The organism is Ralstonia sp. Ralssp110, from assembly GCF_047325135.1.
GTDB lineage: Bacteria > Pseudomonadota > Gammaproteobacteria > Burkholderiales > Burkholderiaceae > Ralstonia > Ralstonia mojiangensis.
Genome location: NZ_CP168609.1, coordinates 1415946 through 1438431, shown reverse-complemented (window position 1 = coordinate 1438431; position 22486 = coordinate 1415946). Strand labels below are relative to the sequence as shown.

General features: G+C 60.9%; 18 protein-coding genes and 1 pseudogene. 7 read left to right on the top strand and 12 right to left on the bottom strand.

Annotated elements, in window-relative coordinates; all coding sequences use genetic code 11:
• The first annotated feature begins 17 nt into the window (after nt 1–17).
• A complete protein-coding gene (locus ACEN9T_RS07040; protein ID WP_413705910.1) occupies nt 18–617 on the top strand; it encodes a hypothetical protein in 600 nt (199 codons plus the stop codon).
• A 16-nt stretch (nt 618–633) separates the two neighbouring features.
• Here ACEN9T_RS07040 and ACEN9T_RS07035 read toward each other — a convergent pair whose 3' ends face one another.
• Nucleotides 634–2829 carry a PTS sugar transporter subunit IIC/EAL domain-containing protein gene (locus tag ACEN9T_RS07035; protein ID WP_413705909.1) on the bottom strand — a complete coding sequence of 732 codons (2196 nt, stop codon included), beginning with the start codon at nt 2827–2829 and terminating at the stop codon, nt 634–636.
• A 287-nt stretch (nt 2830–3116) separates the two neighbouring features.
• Between ACEN9T_RS07035 and ACEN9T_RS07030 the strand changes: the two genes are divergently transcribed.
• Together ACEN9T_RS07030 and ACEN9T_RS07025 are read left to right on the top strand one after the other, a co-directional pair.
• The gene (locus ACEN9T_RS07030; protein WP_413705908.1) at nt 3117–4187 is read left to right on the top strand and encodes an FUSC family protein; all 1071 of its coding nucleotides are present in this window, start codon (nt 3117–3119) and stop codon (nt 4185–4187) included.
• Nucleotides 4188–4457: 270 nt separating this feature from the next.
• Nucleotides 4458–6230 carry a rhamnogalacturonan lyase B N-terminal domain-containing protein gene (locus ACEN9T_RS07025; RefSeq protein ID WP_413705907.1) on the top strand — a complete coding sequence of 591 codons (1773 nt, stop codon included), beginning with the start codon at nt 4458–4460 and terminating at the stop codon, nt 6228–6230.
• A gap of 34 nt (nt 6231–6264) precedes the next feature.
• On the opposite strand, the gene ACEN9T_RS07020 is transcribed toward ACEN9T_RS07025, so the two are convergent.
• Together ACEN9T_RS07020 and ACEN9T_RS07015 are read right to left on the bottom strand one after the other, a co-directional pair.
• Nucleotides 6265–7005 carry a response regulator transcription factor gene (locus ACEN9T_RS07020; protein WP_413705906.1) on the bottom strand — a complete coding sequence of 247 codons (741 nt, stop codon included), beginning with the start codon at nt 7003–7005 and terminating at the stop codon, nt 6265–6267.
• Nucleotides 7006–7221: 216 nt separating this feature from the next.
• Nucleotides 7222–8268 (bottom strand): zinc-dependent alcohol dehydrogenase family protein, encoded by a 1047-nt coding sequence (locus ACEN9T_RS07015; protein WP_413705905.1) that lies wholly within the window; start codon nt 8266–8268, stop codon nt 7222–7224.
• Between the two features lie 133 nt (nt 8269–8401).
• On the opposite strand from ACEN9T_RS07015, the gene ACEN9T_RS07010 reads away from it, so the two are divergent.
• Complete coding sequence (locus ACEN9T_RS07010; protein ID WP_045205477.1) at nt 8402–8866, top strand: Lrp/AsnC family transcriptional regulator; 465 nt, start codon at nt 8402–8404, stop codon at nt 8864–8866.
• A 187-nt stretch (nt 8867–9053) separates the two neighbouring features.
• On the opposite strand, the gene ACEN9T_RS07005 is transcribed toward ACEN9T_RS07010, so the two are convergent.
• On the bottom strand, nt 9054–10079 hold the full coding sequence (locus ACEN9T_RS07005; RefSeq protein ID WP_413705904.1) for a response regulator transcription factor: 1026 nt from the start codon (nt 10077–10079) through the stop codon (nt 9054–9056).
• 366 nt (nt 10080–10445) lie between these two features.
• On the opposite strand from ACEN9T_RS07005, the gene ACEN9T_RS07000 reads away from it, so the two are divergent.
• A complete protein-coding gene (locus tag ACEN9T_RS07000) occupies nt 10446–10841 on the top strand; it encodes a helix-turn-helix domain-containing protein (protein WP_413705903.1) in 396 nt (131 codons plus the stop codon).
• 260 nt (nt 10842–11101) lie between these two features.
• Here ACEN9T_RS07000 and ACEN9T_RS06995 read toward each other — a convergent pair whose 3' ends face one another.
• Nucleotides 11102–13393 (bottom strand): LamG-like jellyroll fold domain-containing protein, encoded by a 2292-nt coding sequence (locus ACEN9T_RS06995; RefSeq protein ID WP_413705902.1) that lies wholly within the window; start codon nt 13391–13393, stop codon nt 11102–11104.
• A 101-nt stretch (nt 13394–13494) separates the two neighbouring features.
• Between ACEN9T_RS06995 and ACEN9T_RS06990 the strand changes: the two are divergent.
• A pseudogene (locus ACEN9T_RS06990) lies at nt 13495–13638 on the top strand (LuxR C-terminal-related transcriptional regulator); the annotation flags it as partial.
• Between the two features lie 86 nt (nt 13639–13724).
• Here ACEN9T_RS06990 and ACEN9T_RS06985 read toward each other — a convergent pair.
• Both ACEN9T_RS06985 and ACEN9T_RS06980 read right to left on the bottom strand, forming a co-directional pair.
• Nucleotides 13725–14588, bottom strand: coding sequence for a class I SAM-dependent methyltransferase (locus ACEN9T_RS06985; RefSeq protein WP_413705901.1), 864 nt, complete (start codon nt 14586–14588; stop codon nt 13725–13727).
• Nucleotides 14589–14686: 98 nt separating this feature from the next.
• Nucleotides 14687–15580: an NAD(P)/FAD-dependent oxidoreductase gene (locus tag ACEN9T_RS06980; RefSeq protein ID WP_413705900.1), complete on the bottom strand. Its 894-nt coding sequence runs from the start codon at nt 15578–15580 to the stop codon at nt 14687–14689.
• Between the two features lie 146 nt (nt 15581–15726).
• Here ACEN9T_RS06980 and ACEN9T_RS06975 point away from each other — a divergent pair, with 146 nt between their 5' ends.
• Complete coding sequence (locus tag ACEN9T_RS06975) at nt 15727–16359, top strand: TetR/AcrR family transcriptional regulator (protein WP_413705899.1); 633 nt, start codon at nt 15727–15729, stop codon at nt 16357–16359.
• Nucleotides 16360–16463: 104 nt separating this feature from the next.
• Here ACEN9T_RS06975 and ACEN9T_RS06970 read toward each other — a convergent pair whose 3' ends face one another.
• The 5 genes from ACEN9T_RS06970 to ACEN9T_RS06950 form a co-directional block, all read right to left on the bottom strand.
• Entirely contained in the window at nt 16464–16742 is a 279-nt protein-coding gene (locus tag ACEN9T_RS06970) for a hypothetical protein (RefSeq protein ID WP_413705898.1), read from the bottom strand.
• A gap of 436 nt (nt 16743–17178) precedes the next feature.
• Nucleotides 17179–18903, bottom strand: a complete 1725-nt coding sequence (locus tag ACEN9T_RS06965) for an ATP-binding protein (protein ID WP_413705897.1) — start codon at nt 18901–18903, stop codon at nt 17179–17181.
• 8 nt (nt 18904–18911) lie between these two features.
• The gene (locus tag ACEN9T_RS06960; RefSeq protein WP_413705896.1) at nt 18912–20171 is read right to left on the bottom strand and encodes a hypothetical protein; all 1260 of its coding nucleotides are present in this window, start codon (nt 20169–20171) and stop codon (nt 18912–18914) included.
• A gap of 88 nt (nt 20172–20259) precedes the next feature.
• On the bottom strand, nt 20260–22107 hold the full coding sequence (locus ACEN9T_RS06955; RefSeq protein ID WP_413705895.1) for a DEAD/DEAH box helicase: 1848 nt from the start codon (nt 22105–22107) through the stop codon (nt 20260–20262).
• Nucleotides 22079–22426: a hypothetical protein gene (locus ACEN9T_RS06950; RefSeq protein WP_413705894.1), complete on the bottom strand. Its 348-nt coding sequence runs from the start codon at nt 22424–22426 to the stop codon at nt 22079–22081. The genes ACEN9T_RS06955 and ACEN9T_RS06950 overlap by 29 nt, the downstream gene beginning before the upstream one ends.
• Nucleotides 22427–22486: the final 60 nt, after the last annotated feature.

Sequence of the window (22486 nt, the reverse complement as noted above, 5' to 3'; positions counted from 1 at the left end):
CCTTCGGACAAATCTCAATGGAAGCGCCCCTGACAGACGCGCCGCAAAGCGAAGCGCTCCAGACGGAAGTCCTTCAAGCAGCCACACCTCAAGCGGAAGCGCCCATGCCGGAAGCCCCGCAAGCGGAGGCGCCCAACCCCGTGCCCGCCCCAAGGGCGGAGCCCCTCGTCAAGGTCGAACAAAGCTATTGGGAAGCCGAAGGCCTGAGCGCCCGGATACGCAAGGCGCGTGCGATCACGTTGTATTTGATGGACCCCGCCATGGCATCGCTCAAGGCCGTGGACGAAGCGCAACTGAAAGACGCCGGCTGCGAATACAGCACCGAAGACGCCGCGCTCATCGCCAACTTTGCGGAATTCATCGAGCGCACCAGCGTGCGCAGCAACTCGTTCGTCCTACAGTTCGAGCCTCGCGAGGCCGCCTACCTGGCGCTTGGAGGCGGCAGCGAGATGAAGCTGCTGTTTGAGAAGCCCTACCCGAATCAATCGGAAGTGCTGGGGCAGATCAATGGTCAACCGGTCACAGTCAGCAAGAGCCTGGTGGAAGGCTTGTACCGATGGGCCGCGAAGGTTGACCGCGTCCGTCGCTGCGAAAACTTTGTAGGCAAGTACCGGTAAGCCAGCGCGCCCGCCTTCAAAGCGCGTATGCCAACGGCCGCAGGTTGGCATCCAGCACAAACTGCTGGCACACGCTCGGCGCCAGCGGGCGGCTGAAGAAATACCCCTGAAAACGGTCGCACCCCAGGGCCGACAGGCGCTTGAGCTGCTGTTCGGTTTCCACGCCTTCCACCACCGTCGACAGGTTCAGCGTCCGGCTCAGGCTCGCGATGCTGCGCACGATGTGTTCATTGATGCTGCCCGCGCTCACGTCGGCCAGAGAACGATCGATCTTCACGGTGTCCAGCGGCAGCTCGCGCAGGTAGTGCAGCGACGTATGGCCCATCCCGAAATCATCGAGCGCGACTTTCACGCCAGCCTCCCGCAACTGTTTCAGGTTGCCGATGGCGTTGATGTCCGGCAGCAGCATCGTGGTTTCGGTGATCTCGAATTCAAGCTGCGTTGGTGACAACCCTTCGCGGTGCAGGATGTCGATCACGTTCCGATGGAACGCATAGTCCAGCAGCTGCCGTGGCGACAGATTGACGGCGACCACGAAATCGTCCGGCAAGACATCGCGCCACGCAGCGCGCTGCTGACACGCCAGCGACAGGATGCGTAGGCCCAGTTGATCGATCTGGTCAATGTCATCGGCCAGCGCCACGACAATGGGCGGCGCCACGCGCCCCAGCACCGGATGCTGCCAGCGCAGCAGCGCCTCTGCACCGAACACGCGCCCGGTTGTGCAATCCACCTGCGGCTGAAACTCCAGAAAGATCTGGCCTTCTTTCTTGATGGCGCCTTCCAGGTCGCTGGCCAGCGCCACCGCCATGCGGCCCTCGTCGCCGGGCAGGTCCAAACACCGCCGGCCCTTGAGGCTTACCTCGGGCGACTCGGCAATCTGCAGCAGAGAAGCCAGTACGTCCTGACTGCGCCGTGCGGACAAGACATCCGCCATGCGCACAAACGGCAGGTAGATTGCCGCGCCCACCACCAAGCCAATGAGCTGCACCACCGCGCCTGATACCGAGCCGGTGGCCGCGTAGCCGCTGAACAACGCCGGCGTGGTCCACGCCACGCTGTAGCCGGTCTTGGGCATCAGGTCAGCAACGGTGGCCGCGTAGGCGATCAGAATCTGCACCAGCGGCGTGAGCAGGAACGGAATCGCATAGACGGGGTTCAGCACCAGCGGCAGCCCGAACAGCAATGGCTCGTTCACGTTGAACAGCGCCGGCAACATGACGACGAGCGCCATCTTGCGCCCACGCAGCGTGCGCCTGGACATCAGCAGCGCCAGGATCAGGCTGAGCGTGCCGCCCGAGCCGCCCATGCGCGCGAACACCGCGAAGAAGTGGTACGTAAAGATGAACTGCGGCTGGCCACCGTTGGCAACCGCCGCCGCATTGGCCTGCGTTGCGGGCTCCAGGATGTGTTGGTGGACGGCGTACAGCGCATTCGGCCCGTGGATGCCGAACAGCCAGAGCACCTGCGCCGCGGTTTCGTAGCCCAGACCAAACAGCAGGCTGTTGGAGACTTCCGAATGCGGCACCGCCAGCAGCGCATCGAATGCCGCCATGAGCTGCGGCCCGCCCGCCCAGTCCACGACGATCTTGAGCAGCGCAAACGTCAGGATCGTCAGCATGCCGGCCGGCATGACCGACAGCACATCGCCCACCAGAAGATCGTTGCTCAGGTGGTGAGACGGAATGCGTAAACGGCGGATGCCGCACAGCTTCAGAAACAGGCTGCCGCCCAGCGACGCAACCAGCAAAGCGCCAAACAGCCCGCGCCCCAGCGAGAGCGATGCCGATGCCGATGCCGATGCCGATGCCATCAAAGATGCATCCGCATCCGGCGTAATGAGCGTGAAGAAGCACGACACCACCACCACCGCCGCCACGGTCGGGTTGACCACACGATGCCCCGCGCGCTGGTTGTGCAGCTTCGCCAGCACTTCGGCAAACCCAAAGAGCGCGACCAGCGCGCCGATGCCGATTGTTCCGGCCAACACACTGTCGCAAAAGACGTCCAGCCGCGTGCCAAAGACAGTCAGCAGCGCGTGGCGCATGCCGGCGGTGGGCGGGTTGCGCAAGAGCAGCGCCAGCGCGCCCACCATGATGAGCGGCAAAGAGAGCGCCAGCCCACGCCGAATGGCAATGAAATACGGCCCGCGGTCGAAGCGCTCGGCAGCGCTCAACAACCTCAGCCAGGGCGATAGCGCCTGCGTCGTCATAGGACTGGATCTTGTTCGAGGTGGATCGGCAATATCCGGGGCAGCCCGGAGTTTTGCTGATCGGGCTATGCATCGTAATCGACACAATCCCACGCGCCTGAAGCGCAACCCCTTACGCAATACGCAAAAATGCTCACCAGCCCATGGCAAGCTTTGTGCAATACCTAGGGGAAACCCGAAGTCTTGATGCGTCGCCGGCCCCCGGCGCGCACCACAACAAGGCATCGGCACCAACGTGGCGCCCAACCTGTGTACGGCGCGCCCCAGAATCTGCAACGATCTTGCTTATGTCGATTTCCCTTCGTGCGCCCCGCACTGTGAAACTACCTGCACCCCTTCTTTCCCTGCTCCGCCTCATGCGCGACCCGCATCGGCGCTATCAGCATGCGCGCTACATCCATGCCACGCGCGTCGGCTTGGGCGTGCTGCTGTCGATTGCCGTCACGTCGGGCTTCGGCTGGCCGCATGGCGAGTGGGCCACCATCTCGCTGCTGATCGTCATTGCCGGGCTGCAGCACCACGGCAACATCCGCAAGCGCGCGGCCGAGCGCGCCTGGGGCACCCTGATCGGCGCGGTGGCGGGGCTGTTGATCATCGTTCAGCAGACGTGGCTCGGGCATCTGCCGCTCACGTATGCACTCACGGCCATCGCGTGCGGCATCTGCGCGTATCACGCCATCGGCAAGGGCGGCTATATCGCGCTGCTGGCCGCCATCACGCTGGTCATCGTGGTGGGGCATGGCGACAACAATCTGCTCGACGGCGCCTGGCGCACGCTCAACGTGCTGGTAGGGATTGCCATTGCGCTGCTGTTCTCGTTTGCGCTGCCGCTGTATGCCACCTACTCCTGGCGCTACCGGCTGGCCGAGGCGCTGCGTGAATGCGCCCGCGCCTATGCCAACCTCGGCCAGGCCGATGAAGCCTCGGGCGAGCGCAGCAAACACCTCGGCAAGCTCAACACGCTGCTGGTGCAGTTGCGCTCGCTCATGCCGTCGGTGTCCAAAGAGATTGACGTGCCCGTGGAGCGGCTGGAGAACATCCAGCGCAGCCTGCGCATCTGCATCAGCACGCTGGAACTGCTCAATGCAACGCACGGGGCATTGGGCGCACCGAGTGCAGACGCCCTGCCCGGTGTGGGCGCCCGACGCATCCGAGACACGCTGATCGGCATGTCGCGGGCATTGCGGTTCGGCACGGTGGCGCGCCTGGCACGACCGCGCGCGGCCGACCTGGCAGAGCTAAAGCACACGCCCGGCACACCTACCGTGGAAAGCGCGCTGGCGGAGGGTTTTGCCAACGAGATCGAGAACCTCCGGCGGCAACTGCTGGCGATTGCGCCGCAGTGGAATATTGGGTGAAGCGCGCGCGCTGTGTCTGCTGAGAGCGGCGCACGCATTGCTCAATTATTCTCAGCTACGCATGCAGGTGTGGGGCCAGGTCGGTAGACTGGCGCGTAGCCATAGTTCACGAGCCTTCGTGAAAAGATGGTCGGGGAGCCTCGGGATTGACCACCTCGGGGCTTTTTTTTCGCCGGTGCGGAGCACCTTTCCATCGACCGGGCCGAGGGATGTAGTTGCACGCAGCCGATTCGCCGTGGCCACTATCCGGTCGCCGGTTGGGAGCCAGACATGTACACACCTCACTGGACCAAACGCCTCAGCCTGAGACTGCTCAGCGCTGTCACCCTTGCGCTCTCACCGGTCTGCGCCCAGCTTGCGAGCGCCGAGCCACTACACAATCGCGCCGTACCCTGCCGAATCGGCAATGACGCAGCCATCGAGGCGGACCACGGTGTCCCCACTGGCTCGCACCCGCCGCAGGTCGGCCAATTCGGCATCAGCGCGGATGCCAACGCCTACACCGTCGATACCGGTGCCGGACTGGTATTCAAGATCCGAACACGAGGGGCCAACGGCGGTGATCGCGGCAAGGGCGACATCGTCTCCTTGCTCTGGCACGGCGTGCAGTATCAAGACCCGCGTAAAGGCAGTCAGGTGAATTCCGGCTTTTCCGGCCTGTATGACGGGGACGATCGCGTCAATGTGGACGCGGCACGCGTGGGCAATGACGCCATCAAGGTTACCGTCAGCGCCGGGGCATTAACCCATGTCTACATGGCCCGCCGCGGGCACCCCAACATCTACATGGCAACGTATTTCACGGCGGAGCCCAAGCCCAACCTTGTGCGCTTTGTCGTGCGGGTGCCGCATGCACGCCTGCCCGACGGCCCGCAATGCGCCGACATCACCACCGCCGTGCGCGGTGTAGAAGCGCATGATGTTTTTGGGTTGGCCAACGGCGAAACCCGGTCCAAGCATTACTCCAACATGCGCCTGAAGGATTGGCAGTACTTTGGCGCGACCGGCCCCGGCGTGGGCATGTGGATAGTGCGTGACAACAACGAGGGCGGGTCTGGCGGCCCGTTCTACCGCAGCCTCCTCGACCAGGGCGCTGAAGACCAGGAACTGACCTACATCGTCAACTACGGCGAGAACCAGACCGAGCCCTACCGCATGGGCGTGCTCAACAGCTACGTTCTCGCCTTTACCGACGGCGAACCGCCCCGTGACGTGAGCACCCACTGGTTCAAGGATATGGACCTGCCCGGCTACGTGCCGGAAAACCAGCGCGGCTCCCTCGAAGGCCATTTCACTGGCCTGACAGAAGACGCCCCATATACCCTGGCCCTCAGTAACGCGCACGCGCAGTACTGGGGCGAGGTCTCTACGAAAGACGGCCACTTTCACCTGCAAGGCATGCTGCCCGGCCAGTATCAGGCGACGCTCTACCGAAATGAGCTGCAGGTGAAACGCTTCAACGTAGACATCCAGCCCGCCCGCACAACGCCTTGCGCGTGCGGCGGCATCGATCACGATCCGCAACACGATGCCGCGCTATGGCGCATTGGCACCTGGGATGGCAGCCCGCGCGAATTCCGCAACGGCAACCAGGTCACGGTGATGCATCCATCCGATATTCGGATGCAGCCGTGGGGCGTGCCCCAATACATCGTTGGGCGCTCGACCCCCGCCAGCGATTTCCCTGCGTATCAGTGGAAAGCCATCAACGGCATGTTGGTTGTGCGCTTCCGGCTGGAGCCGCGTGACATGGCTGATCACCGGCTGCGCATCGGCATCACCACGGCCTTTGCCCATGCCCGCCCGAGCATCACGGTCAACCAGTGGAGCGCACCCGCGCCGCAACCCGCGGCTGAGCCGACCACCCGCAGCCTCACGGCGGGCTCCTACCGCGGCAACAACGCCACCTTTGCGTTCGACGTTCCGGCGTCGGCCTTCGTGGTTGGCGAGAATGAGCTGAAGATCAACGTCACCAGCGGTAACGCCGGAGAAGGCTTTCTCAGCCCTGGTTACGCATTCGACGCCATCGATTTGCTGAAGTAGCGGGCACCGTGACCAGCGTGCCGGCGTGCATGCGTCAAGCTGCCAGCTTCACATTCGGGCCAGCGCTCTCCGACTGCCCGCCCGCCGGCTGGGCCGCCAACTGATAGCCGCGCGAGTAGACGGTCTTGAGCTCGACGCCGGTCGCCGGGCCAAAGCCCAGCTTCTTGCGCAGTTTGTAGATGTGCTGTTCGATCGAGCGCTCTGCAACGCTGGCGTCTGTGCCCCATACCGCAGACGCGATCTGCTGGCGCGACAGAAACGCCCCAGACGACGAGAACAACAGCCAGGCCGTGGCGAATTCGCGTGCGGTCAGACGAATGGGTACGCCATCCAATGTCGCGGTGCGGGTCAACCGACATAGACGATAGGGCCCGACCACCACCTGCGTATCGGGCGCGGCCTGCGTCGACTTGCCGGCCCCGCGCAGGATGCGGCGAACGCGCGCGCACAACTCCTCGGCGCTGAAGTGGCCGGAAATGATGTCGTCGATACCGGCGTCGAACGCGCCGAGCATCTCGTGGCGGCCGGCAAAGTCGCCAAACACCAACGTTGGTCGGCACATGTTGGCGTTGCGCTCGCGCCCCGAGAGCAACTGTCGGGCGGCCGTGCTGAACTGCTTCGCATCAATCATCAGCAACGCAAAGGCCTCGGTGTGCCCGGTGCGCATCAGGGCCAATGCGTCGTCGAATTGCACGCACGTCACGCCCTGCGCTGACAGGCAGGCCGCTACATAAGCAAAACTGGTTGGGTTGGTGGTCAGTACAGCAAATTTCATGGCAAGCCCCCCGACGGCGCGGGGTCGATCAATACGTCCACCCCGCTTGTTATGTTTCGCAAAAGCATAGCGTTCACAGTGTGTTCATCCATCGCTATGACTAGCGATGCGGCGAGGGGCCAGCCGACCATCGCCCCTGCAGCGGCGGCGCAGGTGACGCGTTCGACACCACACAGCACACAGCACACAGCACACAGGATCGGCCCGTGACACCGTTCAGGATGCGAAATCCGTGATCACCGTCACGCCGGTGCCTTCAAACCGGTTCATGTTCGTCAATGCCTTGATCGAGGCGCTGAGGCTGATCTCCCTGCGGACCATTCGCCCGGGCTGCAGCTTGCCCGCGCGGATCATGTCCAGCATCGGGCCATAGCGATGGGCCTGCATGCCGTGGCTGCCCAGAATTTCCAACTCATGCGCAATCACCTTGCTCATGGGGACTGCGGGCGTCGTGTGATCACCCAGCATCAGGCCGACCTGCACATGCTTGCCGCGCCGGCGCAGATTGCTGATCGAGTTGAAGCACGTGGTGGGATGGCCCAGCGCATCGAGCGAAACATGGGCGCCCCCTTGCGTGATGGCCTTCACCGCCTCAACCACATCAGACTCACGCGATGCGTTGACCGTGGCGACGGCCCCCAATGAACGCGCCAGCTCCAGCGCGCTGTCTGAAATGTCGATGGCCACGACATTCGCGCCGATGGCGTTGGCAATCATGATGGCCGACAGGCCCACGCCGCCGCATCCATGCACCGCAACCCATTGGCCGGCAGTGGTCTTGCCCTGGTCGACAACGGCACGAAACGCCGTCACGAAGCGGCAACCGAGGCTGGCCGCCGTGGTGAAGTCCAGGTCGTCCGGCAGGCGCACGAGGTTCAGGTCGGCATAGCCAATGCCAACGTATTCAGCAAACGAGCCCCAGTGCGTAAAGCCCGGCTGGAACTGTTGTTCGCACACCTGTTGATGCCCCGCATGGCATTCTGGGCAGTGACCACAGCCGCCCACAAACGGCACCGTCACCCGGTCACCCACCTTCCAGCGCGTCACATCCGCGCCGACCGCCGCCACCACGCCGGCCAGCTCATGACCGGGCACGTGCGGAAGCTCGATATCGGCGTCGTGGCCCATCCAACCGTGCCAGTCGCTGCGGCACACGCCGCTGGCCATCACCTGGACGACCACACCATCCGTTGCCGGAGTCGGGTCGGGAACGTTCATGTGCTTCGGCACGGCGCCGAAGGCTTCGTAGACTATGGCTTTCATGATTCCAACGCAGAGCGGATGAGCGTTGCAATATAAGCCGCAGTCGCCGAAAGTATCTTTCTATTTCGAGGGCGTTTCTGGAGTCTTTCGAAGCGCCCTTTCTGATTCCGATACGCCGTGGAAAGGAGATTTCATGGAAGCACTGGACGCCATCGATCTGGGCCTTTTGGATCAACTCCAGCAAGACGGACGCGTCTCCAACGCCAAGCTGGCGGAGCGCTTTTCCTTGAGTGAAGCATCATGCTGGCGGCGGCTCAAGCGCCTGGATGATGCCGGCCTCATCGAGGGCTATCACGCAGCGCTCGACCGCCGCAAGCTCGGGCTCGGCGTGATGGTGTATGTGCAGATCATGTGCACCCAACACACCGAAGAGGTCACGGCGGAGTTCGAACGGCTCATCCTGGCAAGCCCCAACATCCTGGCCTGCGACAACACAACGGGCGAAGCCGACTACCTGCTCCAGGTGGTCGCCAATGATCTGGACGACTACAGCCGCTTCGTTGAAAAAGTCCTGAGAAAGCTGCCCGGTGTGTTTGGCATCCGCTCGAATATTTCGCTTCGTCAGGTGAAGTCGACCAAGCGGTTGCCGATTGTTTGAGGCGGGCCAGCCCTGCACGTAACGCTGCGGCAGGGCACCCACTGGCCGGTCTTGAGCAATGGCTTGCCCATGAACCGGCGCAACGTCACCAGATCAACGTCTTTTCAGAACAAGCGATTTGAGGATGTTTGAAATTTGCGCAACCAAACCGTTGCCGGCGCGGCACAGATGGCCACGCGCGTGGGCATTACTTCAGCGATCCGCCAGCTTCCAGCGCGGCAAGCCCGATTGCACTGCGTGACTCCACGCCAAGCTTTTTCATGATGTGCCCCACGTGGGTGCGCACCGTCCAGTAGCTCATGTTCAGGACCAGGGCGATCTGCTTGTCTGACATGCCCTTGAGCATGAGGTGGCAGACCTCCCCTTCGCGCACGGTCACGCCAAACTGCTGCTGGAACCAGGCAGACGACCCCACGCCCCGTGCGACGAGGTGAATCCGGCAACCGAGCGCAGGGCCATCGTGCGCAGCCAGTCGCTCCACGCAAAACCCGAAGCCTTTCCATTGCCCGTGGCGTGATCCGTTGGCCGCCTCTGTCAATTGCTGATAGAGCGCGTCTCGCTCTTCCATGCACAGCCCAATCATGATGGCGCGCGCCTTTGCGTTGGGCAGGGGCGGTGACTTGCCGTCGAGCATGAACGTTGGCACGTGCGCACCGGCATCAGCAGCAGCGCCGACTTCCCCCACTTCCTGGATGACGCGAAGTTGATGCGCATTCAACAGATGCGGCTTCAAGAGGCTCAGCAGCAATGTCTCGCGATCGCCGAAACGCTTGTTTGGATCGCTGGTGCTGAAGCGATAGTCCAGCAGCATCCCGTTGGCATCGGGCAGGCGGAGGCTGATGCCCGGATACGCCTTGTGCCGGCAGAGAAAATCTGTGAAGTACTCCGACTTGCCCCATTCGGAGCGGCAGATCTTCCGCTCGATCACGACGGGTTCAAAGCTGCCCGTCAGGCACTGCGCAATCGAGTCGACCCCATGGAAGTACTGCTGATACTCACTGCGCATGGCCTGGTCTCGGCCCCACAGCGCGCTTGGGCGTGTCTGATGCGTACCGTCGCGCCCCCACTGGATATGCGCCGCAAGATCGAAATGCAGCAGCGACCCCAGCTTCTCTGCCACTTCCGGACGTTCGAGAACACTGACGCTCGATGCCTGGTGCAAATGCCCGGTGATATCGAGCAGCGCCCGTAGTTCAGCTGTAGAGAGATCCATCGATCGCTTGGCCGGCATGCAGCCGGTGTTGAGTCTGAAAATCCATCGTGGTGCTCCAAGCGCGTCTATCCATACGACAGGTATATCGGCACAACGGCCGAGGCCTATAGCCGGTGTACTTCAGATCGGCCAGAACGCCTAGCGCAGTTGTGCCGTACCAGCCATCGCTATCCATAGCGATGGTTGCGGGCCGCCCGATTTTGCGATAGTGCGCCTGACGAAGGCTGGTTGCCACGGCTGCGAGCCGCCGCCTGGCCTCAAATCAAGTTGCATCGTGCTTTTCGAAGAGGAACCCGCATGCCAGCGCAAACACCACCGTCGACCAGTCCGCCAGACATATGCCGTCCTGGCCTTCCATCGACCGCCATGGTTGCGCGCTGGGACGCCGCCCCGACATCGCTGGCTGTCATCTTTCTCGACACTTCGCTCCTCAATGATTCCACCTGGCTGCCTTCAGCGGCCAAGCTGCAGCCCATGGCGCTGGAAGACGTGCAGCAGATGCTGAGCGGCGCATTGAAACCGCAGGCGGCAGCCAGCGACATGGAGGCCAGCCCATCGCCCGCCACGCTGGAGCCGAAACCCCTCACCCCGCGCCAATGCGACATCCTGAATGAGGTGGCCTGCGGCCGCTCCAATTCAGAGATTGCCGAACGGCTGCATATCAGCGTCGAGACCGTCAAAACGCACATGCGCCAACTGCTCGTGCGAATGGGTGCACGCAACCGCACAGAGCTGGCGACGATTTACCAACGCAGCCGCTGAGCCGGCCAAGCAGCGCCTGGCTCGCGCGACATTTCGCGTGCGGTACGTTCTGATTGGGAGCACAGCGCAGCCGTTTGATCTGGCTTGCTGGCATGGGTCATCACATGGCCGATTGCCGCATGTGACTCCGTTTGACGCTGGGCGAGCGCCCTAATGCGCGCAGATTCGTACACCCCCCGCTGCACTGCGAGTGCGCGCAACATGCGCGCACCCTTCCGGCTGCGAGGGGCTGTCCGGCAACCTTGCGATGCGCCGTTACGTCAGCGCGCCAGCGTCGCAACCTCCGCGGCACTCAACGCACCCGCCTGAACGCGGAAGCCCTGAATGCGCCCGTTGAACGACGGATGCGCCCAGTTGCGGCCCAGGAAGGTCACCTGATCGCCAACCTGCCGCGGCGACAACAGCATGTCGTCGTTCTTCCCCACCTCCGTGCCGTCTACGTAGAGGCGGCAGGTGTTGCCCTGCAGCGTGACCGCCACATGGACCCAGCGGCGAATCGGCATGGCCCACGGGGCTTCCACAACCTGCGCATCATTGAACGTCGCGCCAAAGATCATGAAACGCAGCACGCCCGTGCCCGACTGCGGCGCGATGGCCATGGCTGCATTCGCGTCCTGCCCTGCGAAGAACATGCAGCTATCCCAATGCAGCCCATTCGCGTAGGCCCAGAACGAAATGCTGAAGTCGTCCAGGTCAGCAAACAACCCCGACGGCAACTGCAGGCCTGCCTTCTGGCCGTCGAATGCGATGGCCTTGTCGTTGACGCGCCCGTCGCCCCAGGTTGCGCCGTCCAGCAGCGTGCCCTGCACCAAGGCCGTAGTGCCGGCGGCGGTCAGCACCGCGCCGACCGTGCCGGTGCCGTTCGGGTCGTTCAGCGGCAATGACAGCCGCGTCTCACCCGGCACGGCAATGCGCGCCACGTTGGAGCCCGTGTTCGGAGCACCGTTGCCCTGAGCGGTGATCTGATAGAACCAGATGCCGTTGGGCGGGGTATCGCTATAGGTGAGCAGCTCGCTGGCCGAGACCGTGCCCAGCAGGCTGAAGGGGCCATTGGCCTGGCTGGCGCGCTTGACCGCATACGAGGTGGCGCCCACGCTGCCCCACCACGACAGCACAACACGGTTGCCGCGCAAATGCGCCGTGAGCCCAGACGGCGGCTTCATCGGCCCGGCATAGGGCGAGAGACGCTGCGTGAGCGTGGGGTACATCACGTCGTCGCTGCTGCCGCCGTAGTTCGGCTCGCACCACGTCACCATGCGCGCGACGTTGGGCGCGGCCAGCCCCATGCGATTGACGTAGTGGTTGTAGATGGGCTCCCACGCATTGCGGCGGTGCTGGAACGACTGGTTCACCTCCGTCCACGGTGCCGGGTGCGGAGCGGTGGGGTTCTGCTCGCGCGCATAGGGCATCGCATACGGCTTGCCGTTCTCGTCCAGCAGGTTCGATCGCGCCACGTACTCGGCCGCAGAAAGGAAGCGGTTGTTATAGAGCCCGTAAAGATCATCGCCCTGGTTCCAGGCCATCTCCATCAAGTCCCCACCCAGCGACATGCCCAGCGTGGAGTGGCCCTGGTCGCGGCCGCTTTCTTCCCACTGCCCGAAATGGCCCGGGTGCATGTAGTACACGCCGTGCACGATCGAGCCATTGCCGAAATTGCGCAGCTTGCCGCGGTTGTTGCCCGCGTAGCAGTCGTAGGCCAGGCGGTAGAGATCAGGCTTGTCGCAGAACACGCCGATGGCCATGGCGCCTGCCATCGAGGCCATGTCCCAGTTGGCATGCGAGCCGATGCGCCCGTCGCTGAGGAAGTTCGAACAGATGGGCGCGAAAACGTTGAGCAGCATGTCCTGAAAGCGCCTCAGGCTTGCGGGTGCCCAGCCGGAGTACGTGCGCAGGACTTCGCCAATCTGCGCCAACTGGTGCCCTTGAATGCCGGCCAGGATGATGAAGGTGTGGTCATCATGGGCGGTCGAGCCCGGGGGCACCGTTCCGATCACCTTCAGGGTGCTGGCCCAAGCGTCCAGGAACTCCACTGCCTTATCGGCATAGCGGTTGTCTTGCGGGTCAGACAACTTCCAGTGCAGCACCAGAGACCACGCGCGCCAGATATCCACGTACAGGTTGTTCTTGCTGCCATCGGCCCGGTAGACAGCGGGCAGCGGGAAGGGCTTAGTGTCGAGCGTGCCGAAGCGATCGACGCCCAGCGTGTTCCACCAGTTCGTCCACGGCTGGTCACCAGCCTTGATATGCGCGCGGATGCGGGTGAAGGCGTCTTCAGTCACCAGCAGGGCCGGGTGGCGGAAGACGCCACTCTCATACGCCGACGCAGCCGTCGCAGGTGCTGGAGTGGCCGGGGCAGTCGGGGCGGTCGGGACCGTGCCGCCTGTCTTCTCTTGCGGCTGGCCTAGCCCCGCCGCGGAAGCGTCTTCGCCCCCTCCACCGCATCCCGGCAAAAACGGCAACAAGGGGAACAGCCCCAGACCCAATGACAGCGCTCGACGCACAGGATTAGGCACCGCGCCGACGCTGGCGCGTTCCACGGATTTTTTCATCATGTATTGACCCGACCATCTTTTTTTAATGGCGCAACCGTATGGCAGCGTGCGAAGGCGCGTCAACGCAAATGGGCAAACGGTGAGGATTTTTGAGTGTTCGGGCGTGCGGCCGGTCGAACTCCGAGAGTGCGGAACGGCTGCACATCAGCGTGGAAACCGTTAAAAGCCACATGCGCCAACCGCTTGTGCGCATGGGAGCGCGCAACCGCACTGAGTTGGCGACGATTTATCAACGCAGTCGGTAGGGGTGGTGTTTCGAACTCGCTTGGCTGCACTGAGCCCGGCCACAGACGCCTCGCTCCACCGAGCACGTCTTCCCTCTTAATCCCTGTCAGCCTGCCGGATTGCGTGCCATGACGACCCACGCGGCGCCGTTGATCATCACCGACCGCTCGCCGGGAAGGCTCGCAAAGGCGGCACGAACTGCGGCCGAGGCGCGGGCGCGAATGTCGTCGGGCTGATCAGTGAGCACCCGCGACAGCGGGCCGACTTCGAGCGTCATCTTCACTGCGTCGTCAATCGCGGCGTCCCGCGTTTCGCCCTCGCCGAATGGGACGGCCGCGTCGAAGGGCGAGATAGCGATACCGCTAAAGCCGGCCGCCATCAGGATGCGTGCAACGCGTTCCCGGTCACAGAACGAAAACGGGCCGGGTGCTTCGGGATCGGGCAGCGCGCTCGGCGGGAGGATGCCCTTGAGCGCGCCCACTGGCAGGCGCATCCAGTCGTTCTCGGCCGCACCGCGCCAGCAGACGAAAGCGACCCGGCCGCCCGGCCGGAGCGCGCGTCGCATATGCGCGAACGCCGCTGTCGGATCATCGAAGAACATCACCCCGAAACGCGAGAACAGGATGTCGAACGCGCCTTCGGGCAGCGCTGCGCTACTGGCGTCGGCCACCTGAAACAGTGCCAGCGAATCCTTTGGCGCAAGCGCGCGCGCTCGGTCGATCAGCGGTTCGGATATGTCCACGCCCAGCACTTGGCCCTCCGCGCCAACGCGGGATGCCAGAGCTAGAGTCGACGCGCCCGCGCCGCAGCCGATGTCCAGCACGCGCTCGCCGGCTGCGGGCGCGGCGGCTTCTATCGCGGCTTGGCCGAACACCGCTACCAGAGCGTCCAGCCGCGCCTGGTTGGCGACCCAACGCTCACCGCTTTGACCATTCCAGTCACCAACCTGATCCGCGCTTTGCTTTGCCATGTCATCTCCTTGACTTGACGATCCACCTTTCACAGCGCCGTTCTACGCCAACTTTTTTTTGAAGGCGACGACGCAAGGGGAGAGGGGAATCTGTGCCCTCAAACAACCATCGACTGCTGGGCGAAGATGCCCGCCATCGCGCCCTGCGAGGATGCTTGGGTGACCGATGGCAAGAAGGGCGTGGTGAGGTCGCCGGCGGCGTAGATGCCGGGCATGCTGGTTTGGCGTCGGTCGTCGACGTTGAGCACCACGCCGGTGGGCGTATCGAGCGTGGCGAGGCCCAGTGATTCATGCAGGCTTGCGGACGGCTTGTTGCGCGGATTGGCGAACAGGATGTCGACCGCGACATTGCGGCCGGTATCGAGATTAACGGTGGTGATATGGCCCTTCTTGTGCGCGATCTCGACGATCCGGCCATCGACGAGAGGGATGTTGCGGCGCGCCAGATCGGCCTGAATATCGGGCGCAATGTCGCGACCATCGGCGAAGACAGTCAACTTGTCAGTCCAATCGCGGAACAGCTTGGCAGACTGATACGACTGCGGGCTGGACCAGACAAGGCCCCAATGCTGGCCGGCGACTTCAAAGCCATCGCAATACGGGCACGGCACGATGGACGTGCCCCAGCTTTCGGCAAAGCCCGGCACATCAGGCATCTGGTCGGCGACGCCATAGCTCAGGATCACGCGGCGCGCCCTCAGGGTTTCGTGATCGTCAGTGACGACGCAGAAATCGTCGATGGCGCCAGACACGCTCTCGGCCCGGGCGTGGACGAGGCTGACTGTTGGATAGCGCGCAAGCTGCTGCCGCGCCTCGGCCAGGATGTCCAGCGGCGGCTTGTGATCGTGGCCAAGCAGGCCATGCGAGTGGCCTGCAAAGCGGTTGCGTGGCCGGCCGGTATCGAGAACGGTGACTTTGCGGCGGGCACGGCCAAGCTGCAGGGCGGCGGCGAGGCCGGCAAAGCTGCCGCCGATGATGATGACGTCATTCATGGTGATGGGCTCCGTGTTGTGGATGAGGGGTGGGCCGGGGAAACCTGATCTGCACAACCGGTTGAAACCTGCCCTTGTCTTGCACATTGAGATACTGAGTGGTATCGTATTAACCAATTTCAATACTGTCAAGTACCGTAATTGCCGTGAGCGAAAAAAACCAAAGCCGGCGCGGCCGGCCCGCCAACGAAGCGCTTCGCCAAACGATCGTCGACGCCGCCTGCGAACTCTTTGTGGAATTGGGTTTTCAAGCGACGACGATGGACAAGGTTGCCCAGCGGGCGAAGATATCCAAGCTGAGCATCTATCGGCACTTCGAGAACAAAGAGGCGCTGTTCAGCGCGGCCATGGTGGCCCGCTGCGATCAATTTGCACCGCAGGCCCTTTCTGAAGGCGTCGACGGTTCGGCCGAAGATCAGCTCATGGCGGTGGGCTCATCCCTGCTGCGCACGCTGTTGAGCCCGGACGTCCGCAGCGTCGAAGCCATGGTCCTGGCCGACAAGACGAATCAACAGTCGTTAAGCAAGCTTCATTACGAAGCCGCGCCTGCCCGTGTCATCGCCCACATCGAGGCCGTATTGCGTCAGCTGCACGCGAAAGGGATGCTGAACGTGCCCGATACGCACCTGTCCGCCCGCTTGTTTGCCGCACTTTTCAAAGGGTCGGATCTCTTGCTGATCGCACGCTTTGACGAGGCGAGAGCGGAAGACAACAACGAAATCGAATCCTATTGCCGGGCGGCCGTCGCCCTGTTCATTGCCGCGCACGGTGGCAAATAAAGGTGCGCTTTCACGGCCGGTGAAGAACACGGAAATTCTGACGGGCCCTTGTGCCCTGGCCTGGCGCCCCCGCCCGTCGCGGGTTCGCTTTTACTGCTGTTTTTTTATTTCTGCTTGTTCGCACGTGCCAGCACGTGCAGGACTTCCCACCGGTACAAGTCCACGGTTACGCCATCCAGCGAGGTCAGCATGAAGGCGCCAATCGCATCGAGAAACCCGGCCTGGTATTCAACGGCCTTGTCCTTGACCTGATGCTGGTATTCCAAGCGCAATGTCTGGGGGCTGAACTGCCGCTGCACCTTCATGTCCATTTGGGCGCGCCGCAGATAATCCCGCCCGCTCAGGGCGCCTTGTGCATACAGGAGATTGTCTTCAAGACTCATCGGGCACCTCCTGACGGAGGACGCTGCGCGATGCTGGTGAAGTAACAGTTTGCGGGGCGATGCCCGCGTGGGATGGGTACAGCTTGGGTCGGTTGATCCATTGTCTTGCCTCTGGTTGAGTGAGGAGCCACCCACCGGTGAGGGTGGGCGGGCACACGACAAGGTCTGCAATACCGATTGTGACTACCAAGAACCGGCAGGGTCGAAACCCTCCCTGCCGAGGCCCGCCCGCGAGCGGACGAACGACAGCAGCCGCGAAAACTGAAGAGGTTTTCGCGGGGTAGTCACAAATTCGGGATTGCAGTCCCGGCTGCGCTTGTTGGCGCAGCGGGGGGAGTTTAGCGTTCGCGGAACGAATGAAGCAAGTTTGGAGCATGCATAAGAACGGAAACCTGGCCCCTCAGGTAGCCGCTTCATCTGAAACCAATATATGCGTCTAACGTGACCACCTAGTCGTAATCAATGGAAAATCTACGTCTTTCCATGGCTGGGACCACAGGCGGAGATAGCGCACGTCTTCAGAGTGCGGTGGGGGATTGCACTCAGAAACATAGACCACCGCCGGCAAGACACAAGCATCCCCCATGAGAAGTGCCTCCCCAGCTTCAAGCGCTGGAAGAATATCGGTCACGTTACCGAGAGCATCTGGTAGCAGTCGACGTACAAATGCTTGATCATCAGGATTTGTTAATCGCATCGCCAAAAAATTACTAGATTGCGAAAAAATTGTCTCTGATATTTCTGAAGGTCTCTGTGTGGCTATGAGCAACGTCACGCCATACTTACGCCCCTCCTTAGCTATACGTTCAAGCGCGTTCAATGACGCCTTAAATCGTGCGAGTCCGCTACGCGGCGCATATTTGTGCGCCTCTTCGTAAACCAGCAGCAGCGGAGTTTCCGTTGCTCCATTCTGCCGACGTGAGTGGTATCCGAAGTCGAACAGAAGTCTCGAAATCAGTGACACGGCAATACTTAGAACTTCGAAGGGTATGCCACTTAGATCAATGATGGTGACGTTACTCTTCTTTTCGACTCCGTATCCGATCAGTTGTCTAAGGACATCCTCGAACGTTGCCTTTCGTGCACCCTCACCGAACATGAATGCAAGACGGGGGTTCTCAACTTTTGCGACGATACGTCTGACAAATTTGTCGATGCTACCGTCAGCGTATGTTCCACGATTGATTTTCGACCGTACCAGTGCGGCGAATTTGAGGCGCTCATGGCAGTAAGCCAAGAGTTTTTCATCTTCATCCGAGAACGTTTTCTCATCCCCATCTTGAAATACAACATGCAATGGATTTTCTGCGTCCTTCGTTTCACGAATTAAGTTATCTAAGCAATTAATCACCTCTCTCACATCGTATGAAACCGGACTATCAAAGTAAACCTTATCTCCGGCAGTGGCATCTTTGTTCTTGCACAGCGCAATCACAGTCCTCAACAAGGATTCCTGGTTGTAGTTGTTGTTGTCGCCAGACTCCAAAAAGACTTCATCCATCTCCTCGCCATTCATAAGCCAGTATGGCAACCTGATTTGATCAGCGTTCAGAATCGTAGCCTCAGGGAACGCGTTGGCGTACTCGCCATGGATATCGAATATTACGATGTGAGAATTATTCAAATCACTGAATGCAGATGCCTTTGAAGAGACGGCGGCTTGCAGAATTTTGGCAACCGTGTGGGACTTGCCAGATCCTGTAGCACCAACCACGGCGATATGTTTGCTAAAAAACTTATCTCCGTGTACCGGTACTTGAATGGATCGCTGCCTGGTAAGGGAAGCAAACCGAAAACTAACGTCCGACTCGAATGCACCAGCGTAAATTGACCTAACCTCCTCAGCAGTCGCAGCAAAAACTTGTTTTGGGGGGATAGCGAGTTCATCGCCCCCTCTCTTGAACTTTCCGTCTCGAAGGGTTCCCAGTGGAAACGCATCAATGATGTAACGACGTTCAAACCTCCCCTTTTCTGGCTCCCTCAACTCAATTGAGAAGCTTTCTATAACGCAAATCAATGAAACATTATCGTTATCGCATACCTTTAGGTACGAACCCACTCTCAATGACTCATCTGCGGCTTGGAAAGACTCCAACTTATCCACTGCGATGCGAACCTGATTCGGAAATACAGCTATCACTTCTGCATTGATGTCTGACATTATTTATCCTAGATAATATTCTGTATCCAGCTAAACGAACCAACCGGTATTTCCACGACATCTCCAGAGATAGCGATAGATTTCTCATCACTACCAGCGAACCGGTAGATAGCTGTCTTTGGATGACCCAACGCGAGCACCGCGTCGAGTTGCTCCACGCTATCCAGCAACGCAAAATTACTCCAACCTAATGATGTAGAGGGACCAATTGATGCCTTCGGATCAAATATCGCCCCGTGAAATTGAAAGCCATCGTTGAATGGAATATTTCTACTGACGAGGTTTCTCTTCACTTCCAGAACTACGCTTTCCGTCATGCCTGCAAGCAGAACAATTGGTACGCGCTTTTCATTTTCAGGTGTTCGCTTATTTTTAGCACGATTGTAATTGTTCGCAATTGCCTTAAGTGCATCCACCAAGTCCCCGATAATCCCACCTGCCTGATAGCAAATAACGAATACATAATGCACAGGCTCACGGTTTAATGCCGCAAAGTGACGCCTTCTCATGGCGGAGCAATACCGTCGCTCCCCGAACGCGTGAAGCAAAAGGCTATTGACCGCTGCTGGCGTTGGCCGCGACGCGGACAAAAGCTCCAGCCGTGTTGAAACGCGATCTTGCGCAGAGCGTCTCGCCGCAACACTAGCCACATGGTAGAGCGCCGCAGGATAGTGGATCTCTCGAACGGCTGATTCAGAAGCATCCAAGGTCGCCTGGAGTTGATTTACAACTAGAGAGCGGTGCGTTTCGAAATCCGAAACCGAGAAGACCTTAAATTTTCTGGCGAATTCGGAAATTAGTCCCATATCAAACCCTTCGTCTTCTGCAACGTTGACGGTTTGGCGTGGCTTTCCTTTCACCAACTTGTATGTTTGAAGTGCTTCGAGAATTTGCCCCTCTGATAACTGCGTCACATCCTGTGCAGGCTTGTTTTTGAAATGCCCGTAGAGCGAGAACTGCCATCTCGGCCTTTCCGGTGGCGCTACCTTCTTCAAACGACGAAGCATCGGAACCACTACCTCGCGCAGAACCTGCTTGGATAACTCAGTGCCCTCGTAGTATTTGCATTGCACACACTGAGTCCATCCGTTCGCGACTACATCAAAGTCTTCCACGCCTTCCACTCGAATAGGCGTGCTATCGCTGCAATCCAATATCGCGCGGATCGTGGCGTCGAATTGAAACAAATAGCCTTTGATCGTCGCGGAGGCGGAGCGCGCTTCATCGAACTCGGGAAGTCCGACTACCGGATCGAGATTGGAATTCACGCGTTTCTCCGTGGCGAATCCATGGCAGCGAAGCGGCGTAACCGATGCTGCATGTTTTGATTCTGGTTGCTATCGCCTGTGATCACTCTCACGCCACCAACCTCCTACAAGCCTCTCCCACCCGCACCCCGAACTCGGAATCCCTATCCGCCGTCATCACCAACTCATTCATCGCCCGCGTCATCCCCACATACAACACGCGCGCCTGTTCATTGGCGTCATGCTTCGCAAGCGGCAATTGCCCCAGCCCGGGAATCGCCACAAAGGGGAATTCCAACCCCTTGCTGCCATGTAGCGTGAGCACGTTCACGCTGTCCTTGTCGTGCTTGCTCAAGCCATTGCTCACAGGAATGTTGGCCGCCTGCAGATGGCTGACCACATCGGCACGCTGCGTCTTGAGGTACGTGAGCACAGCCATGTCGCGCCAGCGTGTGCCGGCTTCGTTTGCCGCGCGCAAACGGTCGGCCACGTAGTCCAGTTCTGCCTTGAAGGTTGGCAAGCGGATGAACTCTGGTGCGTTGCCGTGGCGCCCTGCCGTTTCCGGGGGGATGAGGGGTGCGCCGTCTTCTTCGGCCTCTTCGGCGGTCAACAAGTCATTGGCAAAGGCGTGGGCCACGGCCAGCACTTCGGCGCTGTTGCGATAGTTGAGCTTCAGGATAGTGGTGCGCCCGCGCGCCTGAATGCCGACGCTCGAAAAGCTGAACTTGAGCTTGCGAGACTTTTGATAGATGTCTTGTGCGCTGTCATACATCACCAGCACGGAATTGGTCTCCGGATCGACCATTTGCACGACCAGCCGCAACCATGCAGGGTCGAAGTCGTGGCCTTCGTCGAGCAATAGCGCGCTGTATTGTCCGGCGGGCACCTGACCTCGATTCACACCGTCAATCACGTTCTGAACGAGGACGGCATAGTCTTCGTCACGCCACAGGGTGGCAGGCTTGTCGAGCTGGTACGTCGTTGCCATGTCCGAGCACCAACTGTGGAAGGTGCGCACATGCACCTTTTGTGAAAGCCCCTTGTGCTCGATCCAACCGGTCAACTTCTGCGCAAGCGCGCGGTTGAAACACAGCACGAGCACAGGTTTGGCATGCGCCTGTGCCTGCGCAAGGTACTCGGCCCGATAGCCGAGGATCATCGTCTTACCCGAGCCCGCCACGCCGTGAATGACGCGATGCCCATCCCCCAGGCTGCGGGCAAGCTGCTCTTGCTGCAAATCCATGACACGGATGAGATCGGGAATGGCCGGGCGGGCAGCCTGCGTGGTCGGATCGTCATCAGCCTCGAACAGGCTGCCTTGCCGGCTGACGATGCGCACATCGGGAAACAGATGCCAGCGGATACGGTCGATCTGCGGCAGTTCAAGCAGGCAATGGAACGGCTGGGTGAACATGTCCCACAACCGCTTCTGGAAGGCTTCGGCATCAACCGATTCGGTCATCTCGTCTTTGCAGATGACGAGCCGACCAGGCATCACGTCTTGCATGCCGGAAATCTCAAATTCCTGGCGCGAGATATTGGGCAACACCAGCCCGTGGCCGTAAGGCATGCACAGCTTGCCCGCGTATTTGCTGGTTGCGGGCGCAACCAGTAGCGGATCACGCTTGAGCATGTCCACCGTGGCGGTCATGAACTCGCGCGATTTGAGCAGCGGGTTTACGTCCTTGACGAGCCGACCGTCAAAATCGGCTTCCACCAGCTGAGGGTCGAGCCGAATAATGCTGCCGATTTTCCAGTCCTTGACCTCCAGCGCCAGCAAACCCCGGAGCGGATTCAAGATCAGGAAATCCGGCCGTCTGCGCTTAATGCCGACCGTCACGTCGTACCAGCACAAATAATCGTTCTCAAGAAACGCTTCGAGCCGCCGGGCAAAACGCTTCTCGCCCGAGGTCATACGCCCCAGACAGCTATTCAGACTGGGGATGAGTGTCGCCATACCGGCCCTCTAGATCCTTTGGTTCAACCAATGTGTGTAGTCCGCTGACACCAGGGTCGCGGCGTCGCGCAGCCGATTCAGTGCGGCGCGGTCCATGCCGGTGCCGGGCATCGGCCTGCTGGCTGCGCTCCCGCAGGTACGACAGCACGGCAAAGAAGGCGAGCAGCAGCGCGGGCATCCAGGCCAGCCCGCGCGCCAGCATCCCCAGGCCGCTCAAGATGGGGTTGGCCGCAAACGCGGCTGGGAGGATGTTGTGAAAAATCAGGTAGCTGGCCGCCGAGCCAATCGCCAGCATCCACCACGGCAGCGCCAACAGCACATCGCTGGTGGATGCTTGTTTTCTCCTCCGCCCCATTTACTGCCCCCGGCCTAATGCTTT

Coding starts and splice junctions, on each gene's coding strand:
- ACEN9T_RS07025 (WP_413705907.1), top strand. CDS start 4,458: ATGTACACACCTCACTGGACCAAACGCCTCAGCCTGAGACTGCTCAGC.
- ACEN9T_RS06980 (WP_413705900.1), bottom strand. CDS start 15,580: ATGAATGACGTCATCATCATCGGCGGCAGCTTTGCCGGCCTCGCCGCC.
- ACEN9T_RS07015 (WP_413705905.1), bottom strand. CDS start 8,268: ATGAAAGCCATAGTCTACGAAGCCTTCGGCGCCGTGCCGAAGCACATG.
- ACEN9T_RS07035 (WP_413705909.1), bottom strand. CDS start 2,829: ATGACGACGCAGGCGCTATCGCCCTGGCTGAGGTTGTTGAGCGCTGCC.
- ACEN9T_RS06955 (WP_413705895.1), bottom strand. CDS start 22,107: ATGGCGACACTCATCCCCAGTCTGAATAGCTGTCTGGGGCGTATGACC.
- ACEN9T_RS07020 (WP_413705906.1), bottom strand. CDS start 7,005: ATGAAATTTGCTGTACTGACCACCAACCCAACCAGTTTTGCTTATGTA.
- ACEN9T_RS06970 (WP_413705898.1), bottom strand. CDS start 16,742: ATGAGTCTTGAAGACAATCTCCTGTATGCACAAGGCGCCCTGAGCGGG.
- ACEN9T_RS07000 (WP_413705903.1), top strand. CDS start 10,446: ATGGTTGCGCGCTGGGACGCCGCCCCGACATCGCTGGCTGTCATCTTT.
- ACEN9T_RS07040 (WP_413705910.1), top strand. CDS start 18: ATGGAAGCGCCCCTGACAGACGCGCCGCAAAGCGAAGCGCTCCAGACG.
- ACEN9T_RS06985 (WP_413705901.1), bottom strand. CDS start 14,588: ATGGCAAAGCAAAGCGCGGATCAGGTTGGTGACTGGAATGGTCAAAGC.
- ACEN9T_RS06995 (WP_413705902.1), bottom strand. CDS start 13,393: ATGATGAAAAAATCCGTGGAACGCGCCAGCGTCGGCGCGGTGCCTAAT.
- ACEN9T_RS07030 (WP_413705908.1), top strand. CDS start 3,117: ATGTCGATTTCCCTTCGTGCGCCCCGCACTGTGAAACTACCTGCACCC.
- ACEN9T_RS07005 (WP_413705904.1), bottom strand. CDS start 10,079: ATGGATCTCTCTACAGCTGAACTACGGGCGCTGCTCGATATCACCGGG.
- ACEN9T_RS07010 (WP_045205477.1), top strand. CDS start 8,402: ATGGAAGCACTGGACGCCATCGATCTGGGCCTTTTGGATCAACTCCAG.
- ACEN9T_RS06965 (WP_413705897.1), bottom strand. CDS start 18,903: ATGTCAGACATCAATGCAGAAGTGATAGCTGTATTTCCGAATCAGGTT.